At 51.5% G+C, this 18,567-nt stretch carries 20 protein-coding genes and 1 pseudogene; 1 reads left to right on the top strand and 20 read right to left on the bottom strand.

Translation table 11 applies throughout. The features are described from left to right. Positions 1-24: 24 nt before the first annotated feature. The 13 genes from bioC to hpf all read right to left on the bottom strand — a co-directional run bounded on the left by bioC (position 25) and on the right by hpf (position 12,046). Positions 25-816 carry a malonyl-ACP O-methyltransferase BioC gene (bioC, locus tag ACVX3G_RS04820; protein ID WP_021321653.1) on the bottom strand — a complete coding sequence of 264 codons (792 nt, stop codon included), beginning with the start codon at positions 814-816 and terminating at the stop codon, positions 25-27. Beyond that, on the bottom strand, positions 809-1,501 hold the full coding sequence (locus ACVX3G_RS04815; protein ID WP_014196746.1) for an alpha/beta fold hydrolase: 693 nt from the start codon (positions 1,499-1,501) through the stop codon (positions 809-811). Before ACVX3G_RS04815 ends, bioC begins: the two co-directional genes overlap by 8 nt. A gap of 375 nt (positions 1,502-1,876) precedes the next feature. Continuing rightward, entirely contained in the window at positions 1,877-3,175 is a 1,299-nt protein-coding gene (locus tag ACVX3G_RS04810) for a murein hydrolase activator EnvC family protein (protein ID WP_014196747.1), read from the bottom strand. A 32-nt stretch (positions 3,176-3,207) separates the two neighbouring features. Next, positions 3,208-4,101 carry a permease-like cell division protein FtsX gene (gene ftsX / locus ACVX3G_RS04805; protein WP_014196748.1) on the bottom strand — a complete coding sequence of 298 codons (894 nt, stop codon included), beginning with the start codon at positions 4,099-4,101 and terminating at the stop codon, positions 3,208-3,210. Beyond that, complete coding sequence (gene ftsE / locus ACVX3G_RS04800) at positions 4,082-4,777, bottom strand: cell division ATP-binding protein FtsE (protein ID WP_011232571.1); 696 nt, start codon at positions 4,775-4,777, stop codon at positions 4,082-4,084. Before ftsE ends, ftsX begins: the two co-directional genes overlap by 20 nt. A 260-nt stretch (positions 4,778-5,037) precedes the next feature. Beyond that, positions 5,038-5,373: a cytochrome c551 gene (gene cccB, locus ACVX3G_RS04795; RefSeq protein ID WP_013146412.1), complete on the bottom strand. Its 336-nt coding sequence runs from the start codon at positions 5,371-5,373 to the stop codon at positions 5,038-5,040. 62 nt (positions 5,374-5,435) lie between these two features. Further along, the gene (locus ACVX3G_RS04790) at positions 5,436-6,299 is read right to left on the bottom strand and encodes a YitT family protein (protein ID WP_014196751.1); all 864 of its coding nucleotides are present in this window, start codon (positions 6,297-6,299) and stop codon (positions 5,436-5,438) included. 136 nt (positions 6,300-6,435) lie between these two features. Next, entirely contained in the window at positions 6,436-6,696 is a 261-nt protein-coding gene (locus ACVX3G_RS04785) for a type II toxin-antitoxin system RelE family toxin (protein WP_014196752.1), read from the bottom strand. Further along, a complete protein-coding gene (locus ACVX3G_RS04780; RefSeq protein WP_014196753.1) occupies positions 6,665-6,925 on the bottom strand; it encodes a hypothetical protein in 261 nt (86 codons plus the stop codon). The genes ACVX3G_RS04785 and ACVX3G_RS04780 overlap by 32 nt, the downstream gene beginning before the upstream one ends. Before the next feature lie 108 nt (positions 6,926-7,033). Next, positions 7,034-8,138, bottom strand: a protein-coding gene (prfB, locus tag ACVX3G_RS04775) for a peptide chain release factor 2 (RefSeq protein WP_122983794.1) whose coding sequence is annotated in 2 segments (ribosomal slippage) — positions 7,034-8,062 and positions 8,064-8,138 — 1,104 coding nt in all. Because the reading frame shifts where the segments join, the coding sequence is not laid out codon by codon here. A gap of 93 nt (positions 8,139-8,231) precedes the next feature. After that, the gene (secA, locus tag ACVX3G_RS04770) at positions 8,232-10,745 is read right to left on the bottom strand and encodes a preprotein translocase subunit SecA (RefSeq protein WP_013146417.1); all 2,514 of its coding nucleotides are present in this window, start codon (positions 10,743-10,745) and stop codon (positions 8,232-8,234) included. Positions 10,746-10,854: 109 nt separating this feature from the next. Further along, complete coding sequence (locus tag ACVX3G_RS04765) at positions 10,855-11,412, bottom strand: LA_3659 family protein (RefSeq protein WP_479454586.1); 558 nt, start codon at positions 11,410-11,412, stop codon at positions 10,855-10,857. 85 nt (positions 11,413-11,497) lie between these two features. Then, complete coding sequence (gene hpf / locus ACVX3G_RS04760; RefSeq protein ID WP_021321655.1) at positions 11,498-12,046, bottom strand: ribosome hibernation-promoting factor, HPF/YfiA family; 549 nt, start codon at positions 12,044-12,046, stop codon at positions 11,498-11,500. A 175-nt stretch (positions 12,047-12,221) separates the two neighbouring features. Here hpf and ACVX3G_RS04755 point away from each other — a divergent pair, with 175 nt between their 5' ends. Next, a complete protein-coding gene (locus ACVX3G_RS04755; RefSeq protein ID WP_021321656.1) occupies positions 12,222-13,301 on the top strand; it encodes an HD-GYP domain-containing protein in 1,080 nt (359 codons plus the stop codon). 32 nt (positions 13,302-13,333) lie between these two features. On the opposite strand, the gene fliT is transcribed toward ACVX3G_RS04755, so the two are convergent. From fliT to darT, 7 genes and pseudogenes are all read right to left on the bottom strand, one after another. Further along, positions 13,334-13,687 carry a flagellar protein FliT gene (gene fliT / locus ACVX3G_RS04750; RefSeq protein ID WP_014196758.1) on the bottom strand — a complete coding sequence of 118 codons (354 nt, stop codon included), beginning with the start codon at positions 13,685-13,687 and terminating at the stop codon, positions 13,334-13,336. Then, entirely contained in the window at positions 13,687-14,088 is a 402-nt protein-coding gene (gene fliS / locus ACVX3G_RS04745; RefSeq protein WP_033026276.1) for a flagellar export chaperone FliS, read from the bottom strand. Before fliS ends, fliT begins: the two co-directional genes overlap by 1 nt. Before the next feature lie 202 nt (positions 14,089-14,290). Then, positions 14,291-14,770: pseudogene (gene fliD, locus ACVX3G_RS04740) on the bottom strand (flagellar filament capping protein FliD); the annotation flags it as partial. After that, entirely contained in the window at positions 14,667-15,893 is a 1,227-nt protein-coding gene (fliD, locus tag ACVX3G_RS04735; RefSeq protein ID WP_479454585.1) for a flagellar filament capping protein FliD, read from the bottom strand. The gene fliD (ACVX3G_RS04735) and the pseudogene fliD (ACVX3G_RS04740), both read right to left, overlap by 104 nt. 15 nt (positions 15,894-15,908) lie before the next feature. Beyond that, complete coding sequence (flaG, locus tag ACVX3G_RS04730; RefSeq protein ID WP_069304512.1) at positions 15,909-16,271, bottom strand: flagellar protein FlaG; 363 nt, start codon at positions 16,269-16,271, stop codon at positions 15,909-15,911. 502 nt (positions 16,272-16,773) lie between these two features. Further along, positions 16,774-17,808, bottom strand: coding sequence for a type II toxin-antitoxin system antitoxin DNA ADP-ribosyl glycohydrolase DarG (gene darG / locus ACVX3G_RS04725; RefSeq protein WP_014196764.1), 1,035 nt, complete (start codon positions 17,806-17,808; stop codon positions 16,774-16,776). Between the two features lie 13 nt (positions 17,809-17,821). Next, on the bottom strand, positions 17,822-18,469 hold the full coding sequence (darT, locus tag ACVX3G_RS04720; RefSeq protein ID WP_083227533.1) for a type II toxin-antitoxin system toxin DNA ADP-ribosyl transferase DarT: 648 nt from the start codon (positions 18,467-18,469) through the stop codon (positions 17,822-17,824). Between the last annotated feature and the right edge of the window lie 98 nt (positions 18,470-18,567).

Raw genomic sequence — 18,567 nt, 5'->3', positions numbered from 1 at the left:
AAAACACTCCTTATCAACAAATGTCTAACAGCGGGTCATGCGAATCAATAGGCAATGGTAAGTAGCCGTGATCTCCCCGTGCACCAAAAAGCGCTGTTCGTATTCGCGCATCATGGCTTTGAAGACAGACGGACGTTGGCAATAGCGGCCAACCATGCTATTTGTGGCACCGATATGGCGCAGCGATAGAAAAAAGTCACGGACAGATGGAAATCGCTCCGTTTCCATCCATTCAAACCCATCAATGTGGGCAGCAGGGGCAGCTTGCTGGCAGCGGTCGATCCATTCCGCCAGGGTTGGAAAAGCCGGGCCGATGCGAAACGGTTCATGGATGTTCTCCGCTTTCAGCGCCAACGAAAAGGAAGTATGCAATTCGTGGAACGTACGGGCGCCGAAAGTGGAAAACACAAGACACCCTCCCTCACTTAACGCTCGGTAGAGGCGGGCGATCGTGTTGACGGGGTCATTCAGCCATTGAAACGTTGCATTGGAAATGATTAAATCATACGGCTCATTCCATGTCATATCCTCGATATCCGCGCATATCCATGTCACATCTTCGCCGCAAACCCGTTCCTGCGCAACGGTGATCATGCCTGGCGCAATGTCGACTGCGGTCATGCGCGCGTGCGGGAACATACGGCACAGTTTTTCAGTGAGATAGCCTGTGCCGCAGCCAACTTCTAAAATGTTGTGGGGGCGTATGCCAATGCAGTCAGCCAAGAGATCGGCCATTGTTTTTTGGACATTAGCAAACTGGTCATACGTTTTCGCACGCTCGCTAAACCGCTTTCGCATGAGCTGCTTGTCAATCATCGGTCTCACCAACCCATGTTTGAATAAGATGAACACATGTCTCGGTTTGGGTCCAAAATGGAACGTGCCCTGTATCGGGCAACAACGCCATGGTGGCGTTGGGAGCGCGTTCAACGATATAGCGCGCAGCAGCGGGTGGACAAATCACATCTTGCTCGCCGTGGACGACCAGCATTGGGGCGGAGATATCCGGCAAAAACGGACGTGCATCGGCCTCGACCAAATAATCAAGCCCGATCAGCAGTTCATCAACCCGATCGCAGTAAAAAAATGCGGAAATATCGCCCTCTTCGCTTTTGGACCATAATGAAGCAAGAAACGCCGCGATCGTGTCAGCCGGCCGTGCTTGCAGCTGTGTTTTCATCCTCTTGACGATCCGCGGATGCCATCCGGCTTCATAACCGTCTTCGGCAACAAAACGGCTCGTGCCGCCGATCAAAATAAGGCGGGAGACCCGCTCGGGGTAAGCATGGGCCAACTCCAGCGCCACAAGCGAACCGAGCGACCAGCCGATGACTGCTGCGCGTTCCTGAAGCGCCTGTTCCGCTCGTTTTCGAAAGCAATGGATCGTTTCAATTCCCTTCCATTCGACGGCTGTCACGTTTCCGCTTAGTGATAACGAATCGAGCAGCGGGGCAAAAATCCCCGCTTTCATTCCCCATCCCGGAATGCAGACGATATTCATCGGATCCCCCCTCACTTTGCGCCGTCATGTACAAAATCCACTTGGGGCGCTAGTTGGTTTCCCCCAAGCTTCGGTCCTTCACCTTGATCTTCTCATCCCGTAAATCGCATCTGTCCCCCTTTCACTGCTATTTGTAAACCAATAATAAATAAAAGTTTACATTAATCGTATCACAGGCAAGCGATGGCCACAATCTTTTTTCATTCCCAGCGGGTTGAGGAGGATGTCCCACATTCATCACCGCCAAAACCAAAATAGCATCAAAGCGGAATGGCAGGGAATTTGCCTGCCGATGATGTCAAATCAATCAAAAAAATACGCAACTTGTCCTGCCAAAAGACAGACAAGTTGCGCAATGCCACCTACCGTTCGAAATTAGAAAGGAATATAGTCAAGCGGATTGACCGCATTCGTTTTCGCCTCGTTCCAGCCGCCGCGGTGCAGTTCAAAATGAAGATGCGGACCGGTCGAATGACCGGTATTGCCCATGTAGCCAATCACTTGCCCTTTGCGGACGTGCTGCCCTTCGCCAACAAGACGCGCTTCCAAATGGGCGTACACGGTCGTATAGGTTTGCCCATTAATCACATGACTGATGAAAATGACGTTGCCATAGCTGCTAGAATAATAGGACCGGAACACGATGCCATCTGCGGCCGCCACAACGGGAACGACAGCAGCCCGCTTGCCGATGTCGACTCCCGGATGGAAGTCCGTGCCGCCAAACCGGTAGCCAAAGCCCGAGGTGATCGGCCCGTTGGCCGGCCGGGTAAACGCTCCGCTCGATACAGGCGGCGTGCTGCCGCCGGATGGCGTTTCCCCTGACGATGCTTCACCACTGTCAGACCAAGTGTACGTACGCGCCCGTTGTTTCGCTGCTTCTTCCGCCCGTTTTTGCCGCTCAAGTTCGGCAAGCTGTTGTTTCACTGCCGCTTCTTGTTTGGCGATCAGCTCTTTTTCCTCTTCGAGCGCCATCTTATGATCATGCTCTTCTTCCTCTCTTTGCTTCAAATCGGCCATCAGGCGATTTTTTTGCTCCAGCTGGCCCGCGAGTTTCGATTGCAGCTGCTTCAATTCTTGCAAATCCGCTTGCAACTTGTTCCGCTTCTCCGTCAATTCGGCTTCCTTTTTCTCTTTTAACGCTTTATCGGCTTCCTGCTCGCGGATGATTTGTTGGTCCGCTTCCATGATCGTCGTCACGGCGCTCATCCGGTCAATGAAGTCGCTGAAGCTTTGCGCGCCAAGCAATACTTGCAAGTAGCTGATCGTCCCGCCGCTTTCCTGCAAGGAACGGAGCCGCTCTTTCAAAATTTCATTTCGCTTTTCAATGCGTTCTTGAATTTCGGCAATTTCTTGTTTTAATTCGTCAATGGCTTGCTCCGTTTGGTCAATGTCGACGCTGACGTTGCGGATTTTGCCGCTCGTTTCCTCAATGGCCATGTTCAGCTTTTCAATATCGTTGGCGACTTGTTTTTGCTGCGATTGAAGGGCTTCGATGTTTTTTTGCGCCTCGCTGATTTGTTCCTGCACCTCTGACCGCTTCGAACGAAGCGCGTCGATCTCCCCTCGCTTTTGTTCGATATCACGAGTGCTGACGGCATCCGCCGCCGGCGGCAGAACGCCAAGACCGAGCGCCGCGGCGACGGCGAGCGCCATCATATTTTTCTTCTTCATCGCTTTCCCCTCTCCCTATGTATGATTCTTTTTTACACTTTCAAAAACTTGCGCACGGACATGACGCTTCCCCAAATGCCGATGCCCGCGCCAATCGCCAGCAGCAGTGCGCTCAACTGCCACATAAACGGCGAAAACGGAAGAAGTTCAAAAAACGGCAAGGAAACCCGCTGTTCATACACTTGATACACGTTGTAGTACACGATCGAAAGCGCCGCGATCGGGAAGAGAGCGCCGAGCATTCCAAGCCATAACCCTTCCAAAAAGAACGGCCAGCGGATAAATCCGTTCGTCGCACCCACGAGCCGCATAATTTCGATTTCGCGACGGCGGGCGAAAATCGTAATTTTGATCGTGTTGGAGATGAGAAACATTGCCGTAAACAACAATCCGAGAATGAGCACGAGCCCGACGTTGCGCGCCACTTTCAGTGCGTCAAACAGCTTCTCGACCGTCCCTTGGCCATAATTGACTTTATGGACGAACGGCAATGTTTCGATTTGTTTGGCGATTTTCACTGTATCTTGCGGATGGGCCGCTTTCACGACGTATACATCGCTTAGTGGGTTGTCCTGTTCAAATAAGCGGAACGACGAGCCTTCCTCCCCCATGCTTTTGATCAGCCGCTTCAGCTCTTCGTCCTTTGATGAATAGCGCACTTCCTTGACGTTTGGAATAGCTTCAATTTGCCGGCGCAAAGCGTTTTTTTGCTGGTTGTCGGCCGTCAGCTCGATATGGACGCGAATTTCGACATCGTTTTCGACTTTTTGGGCAAAATGGTTGATGTTGAACATGACGACAAAAAAGACGCCGACAAGCAACAGCGTCACCGTGACGGCGCTCGCGGAGGCAAACGTCATCCAACCGTTGCGGCCAAGGCTTTTGATGCTTTCCCGGACGTGGCGCTTAAACGTATGAAGCGTCATAGCCGTATTCCCCCTTCGCCTCGTCGCGGACGATTTTCCCGTTTTCGATGGCGATGACGCGCCGCCGGGTCGCGTTGACGATCTCTTTGTTGTGGGTCGCCATCACAATCGTCGTTCCCCGGTCGTTGATTTTTTCAAACAGCTCCACAATGCCCCATGAGGTTTCCGGGTCCAAGTTTCCTGTTGGTTCGTCGGCAATCACGATCTTCGGGGAGTTGACGATTGAGCGGGCAATGGAGACGCGCTGCTGTTCGCCCCCGGACAGTTCGTTCGGATAAGAGCGGATTTTATGCTTGAGGCCGACTAAGTCGAGTACTTCCATCACTTTTTTGCGGATCACTTTCGGCGATTCTTCAATGACTTCCAAGGCAAAGGCAACGTTTTCGTAAACGTTGAGCTTCGGAAGCAACTTGAAATCTTGGAACACAACACCGATATGGCGGCGCAAAAGAGGGACTTTGCTGTCTTTGAGTTTGGCAAGGTTGACGCCGTTGACCATAATGGTCCCGCTCGTCGGCTTTTCCTCGCGGTACATCATCTTAATAAACGTCGACTTCCCAGCTCCGCTGGGTCCAACGACATAGACGAATTCTCCTTGCTTGATGCGGACGTTGATGCCGTTTAACGCCACAACGCCGTTTGGATACGTTTTGTATACATCTTGCATTTCAATCATCATCATCACCTATTTTCGACTTCCCTGTTGCCATTTCTCGAGCTGTTTCGAATGAATCTTGCAAAATTCCGCAAGGATTATTATAACACGATTTTCTATTGTCGAATTTTACATTTATATTTCAAATGGGGAACAATGGAGAAACTAGGACAAAAGATGCAAAAACAGAAAACACCGCCCCGTTCTTAAGCGAACAAGGCGGTGCACCTTCCTTGAATGAAGCGATCTTTTCCTTTCAAAGAGTCAGAAACATCCGTCCATTATTTTTTCGCAGCCAGCCATTCCGCCACTTTGTCGGCGTCTTCCCCTTTAATGATTCCTGCCGGCATCGCGCCGCGGCCGTTGGCGATAATGTTTTTAATTTCATCTTTGGAATACTTGCTTCCAACCTTTTGCAAGTTCGGGCCGACCCCGCCCGACAGGTCTTGTCCATGACAGGACGCACAGTTTTGTTTAAAAATTTGCTCGGCAGCCGCTGCTGTATCCCCTCCGCCGTTGCTGCCGCCGTTTTTCTCCCCGGCATTGTCCCCGCCACCGCCGCACGCGGCAAGCGCGAGCGAAACGCCAAGGAACATCGCAGCCAATTTCCATTTCATGGCGAACTCCCCCCAGAAAACAAAAATTTCATTCTCCTTTATTATAACCGATTTCTTCCGCTTTACGTACGTTGAAATCCTTCGCCGAGCACCTCAGCGGCGTTCGCAACGATGACAAACGCTGTCGGATCAATGGTTCGGACCAATTGTTTCAATTTCGTGAACTCCGATTGCGCGACGACGCACATCAACACCGGCCGCTCATGTTCCGTGTAACCGCCATACGCGGGCAAGCGTGTCACTCCGCGGTCGATTTCGTGCAAAATGGCGCGGCGCACTTTTTCTTCTTCATTCGTAATAATAAGAGCGATTTTCGAATACCCAAGCCCGACTTGGACGAGGTCGATCGTTTTGCTCGTCACATACAACGCGATCAACGCATAGAGCGCCCGTTCAATATCAAACACAAACGCCGCGGTCAACACGATCAAGCCATCGATCAAAATGACGCACATGCCAAGCGACAGCCCGGTATATTTATGGATGATTTGCGCGGCCAAATCGGTGCCGCCGGTCGACGCCCGTCCGCGGAAGACGACGCCGAGGCCAAGCCCCACGCCGATGCCGCCAAAGATCGCGCCAAGAAGCGGATTCGTCGTCGCCGGCTCCATCTCTTTCGTCAAATAGACGACAAGCGGCAAAAACACCGTCCCGACAAACGTTTTCACGCCAAACTGCCGGCCCAAAAGCACAACGCCAGCGATAAAGAGCGGAATGTTGAGCGCCCATTGGACGTAGGCAGGCTCAATGCCAAACAACGAGTGCATAATCGTGCTGATGCCGCTAACTCCGCCCGAAGCGATCCGGTTCGGCAGCAAAAACACGTTAAACGCCACAGCGACGATCGCCGCGCCGATCAGAACATACGCATACTCCAAAGCCGCCTCCACCGCCGGAGGCATGGTCTTCTCTCTTCGCTTCCGCATGCTTCCCCACCTTCCTCTGTGAGTATAGCATGCCCGTTTTGGCAAGTAAATGACAGCCGATTAACGCGATAATGGTCTGCTATGCTAAAGGAAAAAAGGACGATCCGATGATCGCCCTAGCCAAAAAATACAAGCCTCAATACACATCCCCGCGGTTGCCGATCGCCTCAATATAGATGATTCGTTCTTCATGATCGATGCGAAACAAAACACGATATGTTCCGACCCGCAGCCGATATAATCCATCCTGCCCCTTCAACTTTTTAATATCCCCCTGCGGCGGGATCGCAAGCAGACCTTGCAGCCCGAAAGCGAATCGTTCTTGAACATCTTTGTCTTGACGAGCGATGAATTTGACTGCAGCCTTACGGTAAATCAACTTGTAGCCCGAATTCACGCTTGGCTTCTCCCCCGGTGATATATCCTTCATCGCTTTGCAGCTGCTGGCGCTCTTCTTCCGTCAACGCTTCTTCTTCATCTGTTTCGTCAATCCGCTCCCATACCATTCGTTCCTTTCTGGACCGATCAAGCAAGTACATCAAAAAATCGTACACTGTTTGATGATCCGTTTCATCCAACCGGTCAATCAGTTCGTAAAGCAATTGTTTGCGCACAGCCAAAGCCATCGCCCTCCTTTTGCCTTTCGTTACCTTCAGCATACCACCGGGATGCAGATGCGTCAAAATCAGAAAAATGATTTTTGAAACAAAAAAGGACGATCCGATGATCGCCCTTTACTTCAACTTCGCACGCAAATACGCGTCGATGAACACATCAATTTCCCCATCCATCACCGCTTGCACATTGCCGACCTCGACGTTCGTCCGATGGTCTTTGACAAGCGAATACGGATGGAAGACGTACGAACGAATTTGGTTGCCCCAGCCGATTTCTTTTTGCTCGCCGCGCAGCTCAGCGAGTTCGGCTTGTTGCTCCTCGAGTTTCTTTTGGTACAATTTCGCCTTCAACATATTCATCGCTTTTTCGCGGTTTTTGATTTGCGACCGCTCCGATTGGCACGTGACGACAATCCCGGTCGGCAAGTGGGTGATGCGCACGGCCGAGTCGGTCGTGTTGACGTGCTGCCCGCCCGCGCCGCTTGAGCGGTACGTGTCGATTTTCAGCTCTTCCGGCCGGATCTCAATTTCAATGTTATCATCCATCTCCGGCACAACCTCGCACGACACGAACGACGTATGGCGGCGGCCTGAGGCGTCAAACGGCGAGATGCGAACCAGCCGATGCACCCCTTTTTCCGCTTTTAAGTAGCCGTAGGCGTTGTGCCCTTTAATGAGCAGCGTGACGCTTTTAATCCCGGCTTCCTCGCCCGGGAGGTAATCGAGCGTCTCGACTTTAAACCCTTTTTTCTCCGCCCAGCGCGTGTACATGCGCAACAGCATCGACGCCCAGTCTTGCGACTCCGTGCCGCCCGCACCCGGGTGGAGCTCCAAAATAGCGTTGTTTTGATCGTACGGCTCATTGAGCAGCAACTGCAACTCAAACTCGCTGAAGTCTTTCATCAGCTTTTTCGCTTCCTCGACGAGCTCAGCTTGGAGCTCGTCATCCGGCTCTTCCTTGAGCAGTTCGTACGTCACTTCCAAGTTGTCAAACCGTTCTTCAAGCGAGGAAAATTCCTCGACGAGATCTTTGAGCGCATTCACTTCGGAAATGACCGCCTGCGCCGCCTTTTGATCATCCCAAAAGTTGGGCGCCGCCATTTGCTCTTCTAATTCGCGAATGCGCGCCTGCTTCGCTTCGAGGTCAAAGAGACCCCCTGATTTCCGCTAATCGCTTAGCCATTTTCTCAAGCTCTTGCTTGATTTCCACCAAATCGATCATGTTGTCCTCACCTCATCATCAATATAGTATGCCAACGATGAATGTCTGCCATTCAAAAGGGAGGCCGAGCCTCCCTTTATTATTTATAAACGGTTATACCACTCTTCCGCAACAATGTTTATATTTTTTCCCGCTCCCGCACGGGCACGGGTCGTTTCGGCCGACGCGCACCGCCTTGCGGACCGGTTTTCTCTTCGGTTCTTCGCCGTCTTCTTTCGGGTGAACCGCTTCGCCTTTGGCCACCTCTTGGCGCTCAAGGTTATGGTGAATTTCCGCCTTCATAATATAGGTGGCGACTTCCTCTTCAATCGCCGCAATCATCTCCTCAAACATGGCGTAGCCTTCCATCTGATATTCGCGCAGCGGGTCGACTTGCCCGTAGGCGCGCAAATGGATGCCTTGGCGAAGCTGCTCCATCGCGTCGATATGGTTCATCCATTTCATATCGACAGCGCGCAAGACGACGACGCGTTCAAACTCGCGCATCTGTTCAGGCGGGATTTGCGCTTCTTTCTCATCATAGCGCGCCTTCACTTTCGCCCAAATGAGCTCGATCATCTCTTCGGGCTCTTTGCCACGCAAGTCAGCTTCCGTTACATCCCCTTCCGGAAGCAGATGGGCGTTGAGATACTCAACGAGCCCTTTCAAATTCCATTCTTCGGGAACCTCTTCTTTCGGCGTATGAGCGTTGACGACGCGCTCGATCACCGATTGGATCATCTTTTCGATAATGCCGCGCAAGTTGTCGGAATCGAGCACTTCATAGCGCTGGCGGTAAATGATTTCCCGCTGTTCGCGCAGGACATCGTCATATTGAAGCAGCTGTTTGCGGGCGTCGAAGTTGTTGCCTTCCACCCGTTTTTGCGCCGACTCGACCGCTTTCGTCACCATTTTGCTTTGAATCGGCTGCGAGTCGTCCATCCCAAGGCGGTCCATCATGGCCATGAGGCTCTCGGAACCAAAGCGGCGCATCAACTCATCCTCAAGCGACAAGTAAAACTGCGACACCCCCGGATCGCCTTGGCGTCCCGAGCGGCCGCGCAGCTGGTTATCGATCCTCCGGCTTTCGTGACGCTCCGTGCCAATGACGGCCAATCCGCCGAGCTCTTTGACCCCTTCGCCGAGCTTAATGTCCGTCCCGCGCCCGGCCATGTTCGTCGCAATCGTCACCGCGCCTTTTTGCCCCGCTTGGGCAATGATCTCCGCCTCTTTCGCATGGTTTTTCGCGTTTAAGACGTTGTGTGGGATGCCCCGTTTTTTGAGCATCTCCGACAACATCTCGGACGTTTCGATCGCCACCGTGCCGACGAGCACCGGCTGCCCTTTCGCATGGCGGGCGGCGATGTCCTCAACCACGGCGCGGAACTTCCCTTCCATCGTCCGATAAATCAAATCCGGACGGTCTTCACGAATGACCGGCCGATTCGTCGGAATGACGACGACGCGCATATTGTAAATGTTGCGGAACTCTTCCTCTTCCGTCTTCGCCGTCCCCGTCATCCCCGCCAACTTTTCATACATGCGGAAGTAGTTTTGGAACGTAATCGTGGCTAAGGTCATCGACTCGTTTTGAATCTCGAGCCCCTCTTTCGCCTCAATGGCTTGATGAAGCCCATCGCTGTAGCGGCGGCCGTGCATCAAGCGCCCGGTGAACGGGTCGACGATGATCACTTTTCCGTCTTGCACGACGTAGTCGACATCGCGCTGCATCGTCACGTGCGCCCGCAGCGCCAGCTGAATATGGTGGTTGAGCGTGACGTGTTTCAAATCGAACAAGTTGTCGATGCCAAACGCGCGCTCCGCTTTGTTGATCCCTTCTTCCGTCAGCTGGACGCTTTTCGTCTTTTCATCGTATGTGTAATCGACATCTTTGCGCAACGTGCGGACAAACGCATTCGCCTGCACATACAGCTTGGTCGACTTCTGCGCCGTGCCGGAAATGATGAGCGGCGTCCGCGCTTCATCGATCAAAATCGAGTCAACCTCGTCGATGATCGCATAATAGAGCGGCCGCTGCACAATGTGCTCTTTATAGAGCACCATGTTGTCGCGCAAATAGTCAAAGCCAAACTCGTTGTTCGTCCCGTACGTAATGTCGGCGTTGTACGCCGCCTGCTTCTCCTCGCGCGACATGCCGCTTAAGTTCAAGCCGACGGTCATGCCTAAAAACTCATACAATTTGCCCATTTCCGTCGCATCGCGCGTCGCCAAGTATTCGTTGACTGTCACGACATGCACGCCGCGCCCCGTCAAGGCATTCAAATAGACAGGCATCGTCGCCGTCAACGTTTTCCCTTCCCCGGTTTTCATCTCGGCGATGTCGCCTTCATGCAAGACGACGCCGCCCATAATTTGCACTTTATATGGGTACAAACCGAGGACGCGCTTCGCTCCTTCGCGCACAACAGCAAACGCCTCAACAAGCAAGTCATCGAGCGATTCGCCTTGCTGATAGCGGGCTTTAAACTCCTCGGTTTTTTGCCGCAGCTGTTCATCGGACAGTCGGGCCATCTCCGGACCGAGCGCATCCACTTGATCCGCAATTTTCTCCAGTCTTGCCAACTGACGCTTGTTCGGGTCAAATACTTTTTTTAAGACTCCAAGCATAGGAAACGCTCCTTATTTTTCATGGACTCACTTATTCATCATATCATTATACAGGGATCAGTGACAACTGTTGTACAGGCTGGGAGAGGGGCATGTCCAAGAGAGGGGATCACGCCTTGGACGGAAGCTGCTCAATCGCCGCTTCCGCATGGTGAAGCCGCCGGTTCAGCGCATAAATTTCAAAACTTTTCTCCTCAACTTTTTCATGAATTTTGCGAAGCAATATTTGCACATCATCCACAAGCTGCGTTTCGACCCGATGAAGCGTCTCTTTCACTTCCTCCAATTCAGTTTCCACACCATTCAACCGCGTTTCCACGCCGTCCAATCGGGTCTCTACGCCGTCCAACCGCGTTTCCACGCCGTCCAACCGGGTCTCTACGCCATTCAACCGCGTTTCCACGCCGTCCAACCGGGTCTCTACACCATTCAACCGCGTTTCCACGCCGTCCAACCGGGTCTCTACGCCGCCCAACCGCGTTTCCACACGGTCTAACCGCTCTTTCACTGCGCCCATTTCCTGTTCGAGGCCGACGAGGCGTCCGTTCATCTCCGTCAAACGGCCATCCATCTGCTCAAACCGTTGGCGAGTTTCTTCTTGGAACACCAAAAACCCTTTTTCCATGTTGTCCAACTTGGACAAAATTTGACGCAACAATTCCTCCATCGCTCTCCCCCATTTTGATTTTTCTCATGCATATTATAACATCCCCTGCCCAAAAAAGCAGGGGATGCGCACAAGAGGCAACCGTTTAATTCGCCTCGATCAATCCGTATTTTCCGTCTTTGCGGCGGTAGACGATGTTCGTCCGGTTCGTCTCGGCATTCGTAAAAATGAAGAAGTTGTGCCCCAACAAATTCATTTGCAAAATCGCTTCTTCGCTGTCCATCGGCTTCAAGCTGAAGTGTTTCGTGCGCACGATTTCAAACTCGTCTTCGCTCTCTGCCGCAGAAGCGCCGCTTGGCACAGGGGCGGCCAGCTTCGCTTCTTTCTCGCGGTCGCGCAGCTTCCGATTGACTTTCGTTTTATGTTTGCGGATTTGCCGCTCCAGTTTATCCGTCACTAAATCGATCGCCGCATACATATCGTTATGGCGCTCTTCCGCCCGAAGCAACAAATGCGGCATCGGAATGGTCACTTCGATTTTCCCTTGTCCATCGTTGTAGACTTTTAAATTGACATGGACATTCACGTCATCGGTGCGGTCGAAATAGCGCTCCAACTTGCCGATTTTTTTCTCCACGTACTCGCGCAGCGCAGGCGTGACTTCGATGTTTTCCCCGCGAATGTGATACATCATGGCTGACCACTCCTTATTTTCAAACTATAGATCCCTACATTTTTTCATTACCCATCAAACCCCTGCTTCAATCAAAAATATTTTCGAAGATTTTGTGAAAATCATAGGAAAATATGGTAAAATAGGCATGGGCGTTTTTTCTTAATCGGTGTGGAAAGTACGGAGTGTGTGAACAATGCGAAAGATCCATATTTCTCATGCAAAAAGCGGCGACGTGCTCGCTGTCGACTTGTTCGCCGCCAACGGCAGCGTCCTTTTGTCGCGCGGCGTACGGCTGACAAGCGGCTACATCCGCTCGTTGGCGCAAAAAGGGGTTCAATACATTTATATTAACGACAAACAAACCTATGACATCCGCCCGCGCCCGCTCATCAGCCCGACCGTGCGCCAGCAGGCGGTGAAAAAAGTGTACGAGACGATGACGGCCTTGATCGAGCAAAAAAAGCTGCTCAGCCGCGTGTCTTCCCTCGATTTAGGAAAAGAGTACGAAAAAGTGTTCAAAGACATTTTGGACTATTTGCTCAAACAAGAAGATTTGCTCATCAACTTGTCGGATTTGGTCATCTCAAACGGCTACTTTTTCCACCATTCGGTCAACGTCGCCACGATCGCCGGCGTCATCGGCATCGCCAAAGGGTATCGCCCCCAGCAGCTGCTTGACCTCGGCATCGGCGCGCTGCTGTTTGACATCGGCATGACCCAGCTGCCTGACGGTCTTTGGCGGAAAAAAGGAGCCTTGACGGAAGAGGAAAAGGAAATCGTCCGCCGCCATACATATCTCGGCTTCGAACTGCTGCGTCGCCAGCGCAACATCTCGCTCTTTTCCGCCCACTGCGCCTTGCAGCACCACGAGCGGTGCGACGGCAGCGGCTACCCGCGCGCCTTATCGGGCAAGGAAATTCACGAATACGCCCGCATCGTCGCCATCGCCGACGTCTTTGACGCCTTGACGTCGGCGCGCTACCACCGAAGACAATACTCCCCGCACGAGGCAGCCGAATACCTATCCGCGGCGGGCGGCATGCTGGACTACGAACTCATTAAGCTCTTTCTTTCCTACATCGCCGTCTACCCGGTCGCCACGACCGTCAAACTCAACACCGGAGAAGTCGGCATCGTCTCGCAAGTGTTTCCGGGCTTCCCGCTCCGCCCCATCGTCCGCGTCATCAAAAATCCCGCGGGCGAGGAGCTGAAAAGCCCGTATGAGATTGACTTGCGGAAAGAGATGAACATCACGATCGTGAAAGCCGTCTGAAGCGAAAAGGACAGCGCGTGCTGTCCTTTTCTTTATCGCCGTTTGTCGTAAAACATCCCATCAAACGAAAGCGGCTGCTCATACGGGTGAACGTAGCGGACGTTCGCCTGCCGCTTCGCCCCTGTCATCCGCAAGTCGCGGCGAATTTCTTCGCACACCCGAAGCAGCCGTGCCTCAATCTCTTGATTCCAAACGATGATCTCACGGCCAAGCTCTTGTTCTTCCTCGCTGTATGGCGGCCGCAGCTTCCGAAGCAGCTCCTCGCGCTCCCGAAGCAATCGATCAACCGTCCGAAGCCGCTCTTCCCGCTCCTCGGACGGCCACGGCAGCGCCGTCGCCTCCAGCAGCTCCTTCGTCACCCGCCATACATCATGCACCACGCCCATTACGCCTGCCCGCCTTCCGCGTATTGGCGCTGCCGGTTCAGCTGAATCACTTGCTTCCACGTATCGCGAAACTCGATGACATACCCTTCCACCTCGTCCAAAATCGCCGCATCGTTTTTCACATTCGCCTCGACTAGGCGGCGGTAGATGTAGTCATACATGGTCATCATCGATTTCGCGACGTCATATTCCATTTTCAGCGTCGCCATCAATTCCAAAATGATCTTTTGCGCCTTCAACAAGTTTTCATTACGCGCCGCGATATCGCCCGTCTCCATCGCCTGGCGCGCGAGCTTGATAAACTTCAAGCAGCCGTTATACAGCATCAATGTCAACTCCCCAGGCGACGCCGTCTGCACAGCGTTCGCTTGGTAGTGTTGATACGGATTGTTCGTTGCCATCCCGATCACTCCTCTTCCACGTCAAGTGCTGCACACGTTTCAAGATTGAAGCAAGAACGTTTTTTTCAGCCAAACCGCCCCTTTCAAGAGGCGTCGCGCCTTTTCAGTTGTCTCAGCCTAAAACCTCCATCATCAGGAAGCGGATCGCTTTCCGATGATGGCCAAGCGCCAACGGACGCCTGCATGCCACAGCCGCTGATCGTTATCTTTGCATGCCGCCAAAGGCATTCATCAAATACATGCTTTGTTGGTTGGCGCGCTGAATCGCCTCTTCCATCGCTGTGAATTGGCGGTAGTAGCGGTCTTCAATCTGTTTCAGCCGATCTTGAAACCGGTCAATTTGGTCATTGATCTGGATTAAATCGCGCCCGATCGCAAACTGTTGGTTTGTCCAAACGGTTTTCCCCGCCTTTTGCTCGATTTTCCCGATCGTTTCCTTGATCGTATCACGCAGGCGGCGGGCGATCCCTTTTTCCGCATCCGTCGCCCCGTCTTGGTTAAACAACTGATAGACGGCATCCGGGTTTTCCTTGATTTTCTCCCGCAGCTTCGTCTCGTCAATGATCAGCTTCCCACCGTCAAGGTAATTCGACGACGTCGTAATCCCGATTTGCGCGAGCTGCGAGAACCCGCTTGGAATGTTCGCTCCTTCGACTTTCGTGTACACATTCATCCGCATTTTGCTGAGGGCGCTTGACAAAATCGAATCGCCGCGAAGCATGCCGCTTTTTGCCTTTTTCTTCCCACAGCTCAATTTGCTTTTCCGTCATCGCTTCCTTCTGTTCATCCGTCAGCGGCGGATAGTCGCGATAGCGCTCTTCTTTCAGCTCGGCGTTGATTTTGGCGATTGTGTCGTTGTATTTGTCGACGAATGACTTGATCGAATTGAAAATGGCATCAACGTCCGTCGAGGCAGTCACGGTTACTTCGCTTGCGGTTGTTTGCTTTAATGTGTACTCATACCCGTTAATCTGAAACACATTCGTTGGACGTTCCGTTGGTAAACCGTTAATTGTAAACTGAGCGTTCTTTCCTTTTCTCCCCAACATGATCGTATTATTGCTCGGATCCTGTGTCGCAGCAGCAATATCACTGTCTTGAGGTAGCTTTAACACGTCAATCAAAAACCTGTCAGCTGTACCATCAATTACAATTTCAGCACCTTCTGACGCATCGCCTGTATTTTTCGCCGTCAATGACACTCTGCCCGTTCGGCTATCGTAAAAAGCCACTACCCCGGCCTGAGAGCTATTTATTTTATTAATCAACGAGTTTAATGAATCAACACTCGGATCAAATTGAATCGTTGTCCACTCGGTCGGCATCGTGCCATCGCTCTTAATCGCCTTAATGCGAATCTCCTTTGTCCCGCTGCTCAACGTGTAGCCGTTATTTTTCGTGATGTTGCTATCTTGACTAAGCAACGTTTGGGATGGATCGAAATTGGCATTGCCTACGGCAACAGCTCCATACATATAAGCATTCTCTGCCAGTTGTGTCACTTTGATAGTTGATGTCAATTGGGAAGTAGAGCTAATGTTTCGAACAGAAACAGCCGCTTCATTCGAACTGATAACCGTCTGCTTCGTAAACGTCGCCTGCCGATAGATTCCATCAAAGATCGATGTATCTAACTCGCTGAGCAGCTTATTCATCTCTCGATAATCATCACGCTGCCACTCGAGCAGCTGCTTTTTCTGCTTCAATTTATCAAGCGGCATCCGCTCCGCTTTCATCAAATCGCTCACGATTTTGTCAATGTCCATCCCGCTCGCGAGGCCGCTGATGCGCAACGTATTCGCCATTTCGACTCACCACCGTTAAATTTTTTTATCCACCAAAAGCCCGACAAACTCCATCATCGCCGCGTACATATCCAACAGCTTTTTCGGCGGAATTTCGCGGATCACCTCATGCGTCTTTTCATCGATTACTTGCACGTAATACTCATTCAGCTCCTTATGCAGCTCAAACCGAATTGATGTATGGCTTGGCTGCAGCAACTCATTCAACCCATTGACTACATTCTCGAGCTCATCGTGCGAAAACAGCCGCGCAGGAGAAGAAACAGACTCCTCCCCTTCCGGCGGCCGCACCGCCGACAGCCCAGCATTCGTCTTCGCCTGGTCATTTCGCATCGGTTCATAAGAAGGAAACGAAGAAGACAACCGTTCAATCGTCATCCGGATCCGCTCCTTTGGTTTGGACGCTTTCTATGATTTATATCGGATAGGAAGCGGGAGATGTAAAGGGGGAAGGGGAATTTCATTTGGGGGAAAGGTGGCTGAAAACAAAGAACGGAATAGAGACAACCTCAAAACGAACGAGGGCGAAGATGTTTTGGACGGATGACCGCCTCTTTTAAGCGTCGGTTTAACGGAGAACCCTTGCAAAAGAAAACTTCTCAACGAATAGCGGCCTGTACTGTTCGTGAAACCTGCTGTCAGAGCGGGAAGAGATCGTTTTTCACCAGCCCCTTGAAAAGACCGGTGAAAAACGATGACACCCGCTGACTGACGCATAACGGGAAAGCCAATGGGCGGCAATCCGTTTGAGAAAGGCTAAGGCAAACAAACCGCCTTCCTGGGCTTGGCGGCATCATCACCTTCTCTCCAGCTTGTTCATAAAGGAAAACCTTATCTGCCATTTTTTCTTTGAAGGTATTTCCAAAACAGCCAAAGTAACTTAATCAAACGCACAAACTTGGCACAAATGGGTCAACGCCTTAGCAATATGCCGCTTAGGAAACAGTTTTCTTTTCCGCTCATTCCAACTGCCCACGGCATCGGCGACCGCATCAAGGTCGTTTTTTATGTGAGGGTGTTCTTTGACCACCCAGTGCACCGTAGCCAACAGCTCCAAGCCGTATGGCGTTTCAAATCCACGGATGATCATACGCACACGTTTCAAATGATTCTTCGCCTCAACATCTTCGTGCAGCTGCTCTTCCGCTTCCTGAACCGCATGAGGCAACACGCGAATTTCCGCCCTGCCGCTGCGATCACCAACCCCCGAGAGAAAATGGCCGTTGATCCGCAGCAACACATGATTCAAATTGTCTGCATACGGACCATATTCCCCCTTCACAAACCGCAGCTTTAATGGCTCCCCTACCTCTTGGAGAAAATAAGCGAGTTTTTGCACTTCCAATAACGACAAGTGATACCCTGGAAGCAAATAATCATTCATCAGCAAAAGCAACAAGGCGCGCGCCCTTGTCATCCTCGGTCGGCTCGTCCGGATGTTCATTCGGTCCGGTTGTGGGCTGCCAGCTGGTTCATATAAATGAACAGTCACATCTTGCAACGAAGCAAACGCGGCTTCAATTTTCGGACGCACCACTTCCCAGCGAAGACCGCCATTACCGCAGCCAAGGGGAGGAAGAGCAATCGAATGAATGTTTAATTCCTTAACAACATTCACCAAATCCGCAAGCCCCTGCTCAATATCTTCGAGGCGTGAACGATGTCTCCAATGACGTTTAGTTGGAAAGTTAATAATATACTTCGGAGGAAGCAATGTTCCTGTCGAAAAGACATGCATCTTTCCAATTTGCACTTCCCCGCGCCGACACGCTTTTTCATATTCCGAAAACATTTCCGGATACGCCTGTTTAAACTGCAAAGCGATTCCCTTGCCCATAACGCCGACGCAATTGACTGTATTAACTAACGCCTCGGACTCATCTTCCAAAAGATTTCCCTTTTTTTGGATGATCATCACCTTCACCCCTTTAAAAATACCACTCTGGGCGGACGATAATGGAACCTCGGTAACGGTGCTGGGCCGCGATTTTCCTGACGATCAGCTCCCATTCTCTGCTTTTTACAGCAATGGCGGCAAGAAGATGAATGGGGACAAACTGATAAACCAGAAACTCAGCTTGCCTTCTTCGTTTGCGGTCAGGGTCCTCTTCGGTATCATGCCAATACGTTGAGCGCATAATATCCCAATCAATTTGACTCAACTCATAAAGGTCTTGGTAAAAATCCGTGACTTTCATCACCGGATGACCATCCGTAAACACATATGACAAACCGCTTGAATGAATGAGATCCGTTCGGGTCAAAAGATAGACGATTTCATCTTGTCCGCCTTTGTACCCTTCTACACGTCCTTTGTTTATAGCATATAACATCGGGGAACGGGGTGCAAAATAAAAGGGGACGTAATCATGCAAAGTGCCAAATGGGGGCAATGGAACCCATGTGGTCAACCGCCGATCTTGTATGCTGGCGTGTGCAATATCGACATAAGAAATTTTTTTCGATTTGGCAAGATTATTTGCTACGAGCCCGCCTTGGGCAAAGATAGACGGAAGATTGCGATAATGAGTGATATGGTACAAACAACTTTTCTGAATCATTTGCTCAATGCTCATCCTCACTCCCGAATGTGAAACCAAAATAAAATATTTACATTCCACAAAATACCGAGGAACCCTAGCAAAGCAAAGCTAGGGTTCCTCCTAAACCATTC

The organism is Geobacillus sp. PLS 41 (genome assembly GCF_056494105.1).
The sequence above is the reverse complement of the archived record's forward strand: the minus strand, read 5'-3'. Positions and strand labels throughout refer to the sequence as shown.

Excerpts from the sequence above, each read along its gene's own strand:
- bioC (WP_021321653.1), bottom strand. The coding sequence starts at position 816 with ATGATTGACAAGCAGCTCATGCGAAAGCGGTTTAGCGAGCGTGCGAAA.
- ACVX3G_RS04815 (WP_014196746.1), bottom strand. The coding sequence starts at position 1,501 with ATGAATATCGTCTGCATTCCGGGATGGGGAATGAAAGCGGGGATTTTT.
- ACVX3G_RS04810 (WP_014196747.1), bottom strand. The coding sequence starts at position 3,175 with ATGAAGAAGAAAAATATGATGGCGCTCGCCGTCGCCGCGGCGCTCGGT.
- ftsX (WP_014196748.1), bottom strand. The coding sequence starts at position 4,101 with ATGACGCTTCATACGTTTAAGCGCCACGTCCGGGAAAGCATCAAAAGC.
- ftsE (WP_011232571.1), bottom strand. The coding sequence starts at position 4,777 with ATGATTGAAATGCAAGATGTATACAAAACGTATCCAAACGGCGTTGTG.
- cccB (WP_013146412.1), bottom strand. The coding sequence starts at position 5,373 with ATGAAATGGAAATTGGCTGCGATGTTCCTTGGCGTTTCGCTCGCGCTT.
- ACVX3G_RS04790 (WP_014196751.1), bottom strand. The coding sequence starts at position 6,299 with ATGCGGAAGCGAAGAGAGAAGACCATGCCTCCGGCGGTGGAGGCGGCT.
- ACVX3G_RS04780 (WP_014196753.1), bottom strand. The coding sequence starts at position 6,925 with ATGGCTTTGGCTGTGCGCAAACAATTGCTTTACGAACTGATTGACCGG.
- secA (WP_013146417.1), bottom strand. The coding sequence starts at position 10,745 with ATGCTTGGAGTCTTAAAAAAAGTATTTGACCCGAACAAGCGTCAGTTG.
- ACVX3G_RS04765 (WP_479454586.1), bottom strand. The coding sequence starts at position 11,412 with ATGGAGGAATTGTTGCGTCAAATTTTGTCCAAGTTGGACAACATGGAA.
- hpf (WP_021321655.1), bottom strand. The coding sequence starts at position 12,046 with ATGATGTATCACATTCGCGGGGAAAACATCGAAGTCACGCCTGCGCTG.
- ACVX3G_RS04755 (WP_021321656.1), top strand. The coding sequence starts at position 12,222 with ATGCGAAAGATCCATATTTCTCATGCAAAAAGCGGCGACGTGCTCGCT.
- fliT (WP_014196758.1), bottom strand. The coding sequence starts at position 13,687 with ATGGGCGTGGTGCATGATGTATGGCGGGTGACGAAGGAGCTGCTGGAG.
- fliS (WP_033026276.1), bottom strand. The coding sequence starts at position 14,088 with ATGGCAACGAACAATCCGTATCAACACTACCAAGCGAACGCTGTGCAG.
- fliD (WP_479454585.1), bottom strand. The coding sequence starts at position 15,893 with ATGGCGAATACGTTGCGCATCAGCGGCCTCGCGAGCGGGATGGACATT.
- flaG (WP_069304512.1), bottom strand. The coding sequence starts at position 16,271 with ATGACGATTGAACGGTTGTCTTCTTCGTTTCCTTCTTATGAACCGATG.
- darG (WP_014196764.1), bottom strand. The coding sequence starts at position 17,808 with ATGATCATCCAAAAAAAGGGAAATCTTTTGGAAGATGAGTCCGAGGCG.
- darT (WP_083227533.1), bottom strand. The coding sequence starts at position 18,469 with ATGAGCATTGAGCAAATGATTCAGAAAAGTTGTTTGTACCATATCACT.